Origin of the sequence: Halorutilus salinus (genome assembly GCF_026242195.1) — an archaeon.
In the GTDB taxonomy this organism is placed as follows: domain Archaea; phylum Halobacteriota; class Halobacteria; order Halobacteriales; family Halorutilaceae; genus Halorutilus; species Halorutilus salinus.
In genome coordinates this window covers 106617-113494 of record NZ_RKLV01000007.1, presented here as the reverse complement: position 1 = coordinate 113494, position 6878 = coordinate 106617, and the positions used below count along the sequence as shown (strand labels likewise).

Below are 6878 nucleotides of genomic sequence, written 5' to 3'. Positions count from 1 at the left end.
GAAACAGGACTTTGGCAATCTAACATCCAACTCCATCCGCGCGTCTCAGAAGTAGAAAACCCGGATGAGGGATTGAAACAGGACTTTGGCAATCTAACATCCAACTCCATCCGCGCGTCTCAGAAGTAGAAAACCCGGATGAGGGATTGAAACGGCTTGGAGACATAGCGGTACTCCTTGCCGCCCTGGTCTCAGAAGTAGAAAACCCGGATGAGGGATTGAAACTGAGCACCTGCCCGGTGACTTCGGCGATATTTTGCGTCTCAGAAGTAGAAAACCCGGATGAGGGATTGAAACTTCGGCGGCTATCGTATGCTCAACCTCAAAGTCGTACGTCTCAGAAGTAGAAAACCCGGATGAGGGATTGAAACTCCGAGGACTACGTCGAGAGCGAGGCGGCTTACGAGGTCTCAGAAGTAGAAAACCCGGATGAGGGATTGAAACTTCTTTCCACGCGCCTATCCGTTCTCGACGCGTTCGCGTCTCAGAAGTAGAAAACCCGGATGAGGGATTGAAACTGCGCCGCACTCGCCTTGGCATAGATACTTCTCGTCTCAGAAGTAGAAAACCCGGATGAGGGATTGAAACTAAATGTTCCGGCGCGGGACAAAACGGGACGGCAAGTCTCAGAAGTAGAAAACCCGGATGAGGGATTGAAACAGACTACTGCAAGCCGTTCTACCGACCTTATGCCGGGTCTCAGAAGTAGAAAACCCGGATGAGGGATTGAAATCGTATGCCTCCTCCCCCTACCCGATTTGAATTCCGTCACTCCCTACGGTCGTTCACTATTCAAACCGTGTCTCCGTTTACTTACTCACTCGCAAAACTCGCTTGCAGTTTGCCGCCTCCCCGATTTGAACGGGGGACAACTCGATCTTCAGTCGAGCGCTCTCCCAGGCTGAGCTAAGGCGGCGCGTTATCGTCTGGGGGTTTCGCGCCAATAACACTTTCCATTCGGAGCAACGCCAAAACCAAAGATAGAAAAACGCCCGAAACCTGTTGATACACGCGGGTTCGTGGTCTAGTTGGTTATGACACCGCCCTTACAAGGCGGAGGTCCCCGGTTCGAAACCGGGCGAACCCATCCGTTCTCATTGAAAAAGTACGCGGTTGCTCCTCCCCCGTCACCAACATAACGCTCGTGGAACGCGTACCGATAACGTTACGCTTATGGGTGCCGCGCGACATCTTAGAAACGATGGAAGACGTAACGGAGGAGCCATGGTAAGGGCTACGCTGATACAGATAGACAACTACGGTCCTTGGACGGTCACGCCGGAGCCGAGACGTGAGACAGATCTTCAGGCGTTGCAGGCGCGTCTCTACGCCGACCTCTGCGCCTCGTTCGGTGCGCACGACGCCGTCGTCTTCTTCTCGCGTTTCGACAACGTCGTGGCTTTTACCGAGGGTGTGGGTACCGACGCCCATCGCTCCGTCCAGCGTAGCATCAACAACCGTTACCCCGTCACCGTCTCCATGGCTGTCGCCGACGGGGCGAGTCCGAGGGACGCCGTCGGTCGTGTGTCGTCGCTGATTCAGGACGAGGGTAGCGCACAGGACGCCGACCGTGTCGCGCGTCTCGTATCCGACATCGACGGCGGTTCGGACGTACAGGTCGGACATTTCGACATAGAGGAGGCGACAGAACGTTACGTCGACGAGATCGACGCATACGGATGTCAGCTACTCGTCGGACGCGCGGGTCTGGCGCTCATGGAGTCGATGTGGGAACGCGACGCCGTCAGCTTCTTCGTCGGCGGCGACAACTACATTACGGTAGCGCCGTCGCTCGACAAGGACGACTACGCCGAGGTTATCGGTGAGGTCGAGGAGGAGACGGATGTCGAACTCAAGGTCGGCGTCGGCGAGAGCCGGACGCCCGCGGATGCGGGTATGCAGGCTAAGCACTGTCTCGAAAGGTCACGGAACGGCGGCGGGCGCGTCGAGTTCTACTGAGCTAAGACGGCTGAGGCTCGACACGGTGGACGGTCACGTCCTCCTTGGGAAGGCTTACACCGTCGAGGTTTCCGTCCCTGAATCCGTAGACGCCCTCGACACGGAGTCCCTCGCGTACCTCCGACGAGAAGTCGTCGCGCCCACCGACGCGTGAAGGCGTCCGTAACTTGATGCCTTCGTCGTCCTCCTCCGCGACGGGTCCTGCAACAAGGGTCGTCTCGACGCGTGTCTCGCCGTCGTCGCCGTACGTCGCCCCCTCTTCGCGGAGAACGTCGGCGGGAACGTCGACGACAACGGCTTCGTAGGCGTCGTTCTCACGTGCGTCTTCGATAAGGGCTTCAACGACCGTTTCGGTGTCCATGCACCGTCTACGTACCCCGACCGGATATGCGTTCCGTCGCCGACGGATATATAACCCTGCGGACATACGGAAAACCTAATGTCTCTGGCACAGACGGATCCGGTCGCACAGACGGGACCCCGTGGGTTGGGTGAGGTACGGCGGAAGGAGTGGATAGGCAGCGTTCTCGGAGGGATCGCGGGCGTCGTAAACGGCGGTCTGTTTATGAGCCTCGGCGGAGGACACCTCTTCGAGTCGCTCGGCGCCCTAGGTCTGGTCGTAATCTTCGGCTCCATGGCGGTGGCTTTTCCCGTCATCGTCTGCCGTTTCACAAACGTCTTCGCGTACCTGATACTCGCACTGGCGGCGGAGTTCGCATTCGTACGTGTCATCGCCTCGACGCTCGTCTCTATCTTCGGTCTTGCGAGCGCCACAACAGCGCTCGCGTTCGTCTACGTCGGCGGTTTCTGGCTCGTCTTCGGTGTCTTCGTCCTACCCCTTGTCTTCGGGATCGGGGTTCCGTACCTGTCATTCTCGTTCCTCTTCGGATGTATGTCGTACGCGCTCTTCCTCGGAGGTCTGTACGGTATCGCAGTCCAGGACTTCCTCTGAGACGGAACGCGGGACAGAGTTATGTAGGAGGCGTCCGTACCCCGCGGCATGAGAGCCTTCGTCCTCATACGGTGTGAGGTGGACTCCGTCCTTTCGGCTGTCGAAGAGATAGACGCCTTAGAAGGTGTGGCTCGTGTCGATGCTGTCACGGGAAAGTACGACGCCGTCGCCGAGGTCGATGTCGAGGATACGGATGAGATAAGACGTATCGTTGCGGGTGAGATACACGAGGCGCCGGGCGTTGCGGAGACGACGACGTGTATAGCGACCTGACGTTCCCGTCAAGCCGACTCGTCTAAGCCGACGCATACGGACGAAGCGAGATACGCGCAAGGCTCCTCGGCGTCGTAGATAACGAGCCTGTCGTCCGACGTACGGTACGACCGCGTTCCGGTTACGTCCGTCTCCATACGCGTCCTACGGGTGCGGGGTACATACCTCCGACGGAACCGGCAAGAAGCCCGGACGGTCGGGTGCGGACGGATAAGGTATATGGGGGTCGCACCCATCGGTTCCGACATGGCGCTCGACAGTATACGCGAAAGCTGGACGACACGTCTCGGCTTCGTTCTCGCCGCCGTGGGTAGCGCGGTCGGACTTGGTAACGTCTGGCGTTTCCCGTTTCAGGTGGGCGAGGGCGGTGGCTCGGCGTTCCTCTTCGTCTACCTCGGTTTCGTCCTTCTCATCGGCTTCCCCGCGATGCTCGTAGAGCTTTCGTTGGGACGCCGTACCAACCTCAGCCCCGTCGGCGCTCTACGTGAGTTCGGCGGCGGAGCATGGAGGTACGTCGGCGGCTTGTTCGTCCTCATAGTCTTCGTCATAGTCTCCTACTACAGCGTCGTCGCGGGCTGGGTACTCCGTTACTTCGTCGACAGCTTCACGGGCGCTTATCTGGGACGGTCGGGCGAGCATTTCGGCGAGATAGCCACGGGTTTCGACGCCCTGTTCTTCCATACTGTCTTCATGGTAGGCGTCGTCGGTATAGTGGCTCTCGGCGTCCGCAAAGGGATCGAGGTGGCTGTCAAGCTCATGGTGCCCGCCATAGCGGTTATACTGGTCGCACTCGCCGCGTACGGCTGGACGCTCAACGGCGCAGGTGCGGCGTACGCGTACTACCTCTCGCCGGAGTTCGGAACCATCGCCCAGAACTGGACGACCATACTTCCCGCCGCCGCAGGGCAGGCTTTCTTCACGCTCTCCGTCGGTATGGGGGTCATGGTAACCTACTCCTCGTACATCAGCGAGGACAGGAACCTGTTCGAGGACGCGGGCGGTATCGTGGCGCTCGACACCTTCGTCGCCTTCACGACGGGTCTCGTCGTCTTCCCTATACTGTTCACCGTGGGTGTCGACCCCGGCGAACCCGGACCCGGCGCTATATTCATCACGCTCGCGGGCGCTCTGTCTGAGATACCTTTCGGTGCGGTCGTAGGCGCTCTCTTCTTCGGTATAGTCGCACTCGCCGCGGCTTCGAGCGCAATAAGCCTTCTCGAAGTCGCCGTATCGCATCTGATCGACCAGAGAGGGGCGAGCAGAAAACGCGCCACGGTCGTCGTTGGCACGGCGGCGTACATCGCTGGTATACCCGTGGCGTACGATACCGTCTTCGTCGACCTGTACGACATACTCGCGGCGCAGATACTCCTCGTAGCGGGGGCTATACTCCTCATGGTTCTCGTCGCATGGCTACACCCCCAAGAGGCGATCGACGAACTCGAAGCTGGCGTCGGCGAACTCGGCTTCTTAGGCGGTGCATGGGTATGGCTCGTACGTATCCCCGTTCTCGTGGTCCTCATCGTCTCACTCTACCTCGGTGTCGAAGGGTACGTTGAGTTCCTACGCGGAGAGTTCGCCGACTTTCTCTTCGGATAGACGCGCAACGAGAGGAGCGTTAAAACCGAGTTGTGTATACACAAGCCTGACTTAGTTATCCGCGGATGACCGAATCACGAAGACGGCGTCCGGGTTAGTTTTATTACCCTTGAGATACAATAATGGACTGTTATGGCGGTTGAAAGCCTGTCAAATCCGCTGGTGAGCGGTTCGTTGTGGGTAGGTACAGCGCTGATGACGTTGGGGACGTTGTACTTCGTCTGGCTGGGCAAGGACGCAGACGAAAGCTACAAGGAGTTCTTCATAATAACCATCTTCATAACAGCGATAGCGGCGGCGAACTACCTCTCGATGGCGCTCGGTTTCGGCGTGACGACGTTAGAGGTTGAGAACGCGCCTTCGTTCGTACCCATAGCCGAGAACGGGGCGTATACGTTGGATATATTCTGGGCGAGGTACTCGGACTGGCTCTTCACGACGCCGCTGTTGCTCCTTGATATCGCCCTACTCGTCAAGGCGAGCAAGGAGACGATAGCGACGCTGATAGGGCTGGACGTCTTCATGATACTCACGGGTCTTGCGGCGACGCTGTCGCAGGTCTGGATAAGCCGGATCGTATGGTGGGCGGTCAGCACGGGCGCTCTGCTCGCCCTCCTGTACATACTGGTCGGAAGCCTCAGCCGGAAAGCAAACCAGATGGGCGGCGACGCCGCGAGTCTGTTCTCGACGCTCCGTAACATAGTGATCGTCCTGTGGCTCGCGTACCCCGTAGTCTGGCTGGTAGGAAGCGAAGGCGCGGCGCTGATCGGACTCGGACCCGAAACGGCTATTTTCGCGGTACTCGACGTATCCGCGAAGGTCGGCTTCGGTATCGTCCTTCTGAGAAGCAGGGACGTTCTGGAGAGCGTAACGGCGACACCATCGGGCGCATCCGAAACAGCGTAGTCGGCTGACGGCGGCTTTTTTCGAGGTACGTAGCCCGGATAGCTCCGGGCTGTATATATCAGAACTGTATATATCAGAAGGTCAAGGTGTCTGGCGAAGGTGAACGTAGCGAGAACGTGTCGGAACGCGCCGAACCGACGCAGGGGTTGTAGATCGTCGCCGGTATCCCCGATGAGAACAGGTACCGAACAGAACTCTACCGCTCGGCGAGCCAGTCGAAAGCTTCCGGATTTTCCTCAATGTACCTCTCCGTCATCTCACCGTAGCCTTCTTCGTCAGTCTTGTTCTCAGACATACGGTTTCTCAAGAGTCAGAGAGACGTTCGAAGAACTCAGGGTTCTTCTCTATCATCTCTTCCGTCCACTGTTTAACGTCCTCTTCAGCCTCATCGGACGTATCCTCTTCGTGGTCTACCTCGCTCATAGTCCATATACATCACCTGCATTTATGTATCTGTCGCAGTGTCGCGTAGTACCTCCTCCACCTTCGACAAGGGAATATCCTCTCCTGCGGCGATTCGCTCGGCGATATCCGCGAGTTCATCCGTCGTGTTAACCTCGGGGTATCCGTTCACCCTTATCAACCGGAGAGCGGAGTAGCTCGCGGTTCTCTTGTTCCCGTCCGCGAACTCGTGACCGCGGACGATACGAACGAACAGTTCCGCGGCTTTCTCGAAAAGACTCTCCGGCTTCTGCCCGAAATGACCGTGTTCTATGTACGACAGTGCGTTCTCGACCTGTCCATCGTTCACCACTCCCTCTGTGGCTTGCTCGTCGTTCTCTATAACCGCCTCGTGTATCCGATAGATATCGCTAACCGACGGGTAGTCTATCCCCTCCCCGCCGTCTGTCTTGAGTCCGTCGGTCGGGTCGTACGGGTCGAACATACTCAGTCAAACCTCCTGAATCGCTCCTTACGCAGAGACGGGCGTCCTTCGTCGTGCAGATGAAAGTCACCGACGTTCGTCACCACGTCCTTTGCTCCGTCGACACGTATCTTTAGCTTTCCGGCCCTCTGAAAGACGTCGACGACCTCACCCTCTACCGACAGCAACGGACGCTCGACGACGACCCAGTCACCGGGGTAGAGGTTTACACCCCCATAGAGTTGGACGTCGTCGGTATCAACCATGAGGATGGATTTGAACGGGTGAAGTATAAAGGGATGGTCAGTAGCTCCGGGCGGATTC

9 protein-coding genes, 2 tRNA genes and 1 CRISPR repeat array are annotated in these 6878 nt (G+C 58.1%); of the genes, 6 read left to right on the top strand and 5 right to left on the bottom strand.

Annotated elements, in window-relative coordinates:
- Positions 1–42: 42 nt before the first annotated feature.
- Positions 43–734: a CRISPR direct-repeat array (repeat unit 38 nt; unit sequence GTCTCAGAAGTAGAAAACCCGGATGAGGGATTGAAACT).
- 108 nt (positions 735–842) lie between these two features.
- Positions 843–916, bottom strand: a tRNA-Phe gene (locus EGH25_RS08450).
- A gap of 97 nt (positions 917–1013) precedes the next feature.
- Here EGH25_RS08450 and EGH25_RS08445 point away from each other — a divergent pair.
- Positions 1014–1087: transfer RNA gene (locus tag EGH25_RS08445), tRNA-Val, on the top strand.
- Positions 1088–1224: 137 nt separating this feature from the next.
- Positions 1225–1959 (top strand): GTP cyclohydrolase IIa, encoded by a 735-nt coding sequence (locus EGH25_RS08440; protein ID WP_266087568.1) that lies wholly within the window; start codon positions 1225–1227, stop codon positions 1957–1959.
- Between the two features lies 1 nt (position 1960).
- Here EGH25_RS08440 and EGH25_RS08435 read toward each other — a convergent pair whose 3' ends face one another.
- Complete coding sequence (locus tag EGH25_RS08435; RefSeq protein WP_266087567.1) at positions 1961–2320, bottom strand: hypothetical protein; 360 nt, start codon at positions 2318–2320, stop codon at positions 1961–1963.
- Positions 2321–2398: 78 nt separating this feature from the next.
- Between EGH25_RS08435 and EGH25_RS08430 the strand changes: the two genes are divergently transcribed.
- Both EGH25_RS08430 and EGH25_RS08425 read left to right on the top strand, forming a co-directional pair.
- The gene (locus tag EGH25_RS08430) at positions 2399–2911 is read left to right on the top strand and encodes a hypothetical protein (RefSeq protein ID WP_266087565.1); all 513 of its coding nucleotides are present in this window, start codon (positions 2399–2401) and stop codon (positions 2909–2911) included.
- 48 nt (positions 2912–2959) lie between these two features.
- The gene (locus EGH25_RS08425; RefSeq protein ID WP_266087563.1) at positions 2960–3184 is read left to right on the top strand and encodes an Lrp/AsnC ligand binding domain-containing protein; all 225 of its coding nucleotides are present in this window, start codon (positions 2960–2962) and stop codon (positions 3182–3184) included.
- Between the two features lie 8 nt (positions 3185–3192).
- Here EGH25_RS08425 and EGH25_RS08420 read toward each other — a convergent pair whose 3' ends face one another.
- Positions 3193–3321, bottom strand: coding sequence for a DUF7331 family protein (locus EGH25_RS08420; protein WP_266087561.1), 129 nt, complete (start codon positions 3319–3321; stop codon positions 3193–3195).
- An 82-nt stretch (positions 3322–3403) separates the two neighbouring features.
- Between EGH25_RS08420 and EGH25_RS08415 the strand changes: the two genes are divergently transcribed.
- Positions 3404–4783: a sodium-dependent transporter gene (locus EGH25_RS08415; RefSeq protein WP_266087559.1), complete on the top strand. Its 1380-nt coding sequence runs from the start codon at positions 3404–3406 to the stop codon at positions 4781–4783.
- 132 nt (positions 4784–4915) lie between these two features.
- On the top strand, positions 4916–5689 hold the full coding sequence (locus EGH25_RS08410; RefSeq protein WP_266087558.1) for a bacteriorhodopsin: 774 nt from the start codon (positions 4916–4918) through the stop codon (positions 5687–5689).
- A gap of 445 nt (positions 5690–6134) precedes the next feature.
- Here EGH25_RS08410 and EGH25_RS08405 read toward each other — a convergent pair whose 3' ends face one another.
- Entirely contained in the window at positions 6135–6575 is a 441-nt protein-coding gene (locus tag EGH25_RS08405; protein WP_266087556.1) for a type II toxin-antitoxin system death-on-curing family toxin, read from the bottom strand.
- Positions 6576–6577: 2 nt separating this feature from the next.
- A complete protein-coding gene (locus tag EGH25_RS08400) occupies positions 6578–6820 on the bottom strand; it encodes a hypothetical protein (RefSeq protein WP_266087554.1) in 243 nt (80 codons plus the stop codon).
- Between the last annotated feature and the right edge of the window lie 58 nt (positions 6821–6878).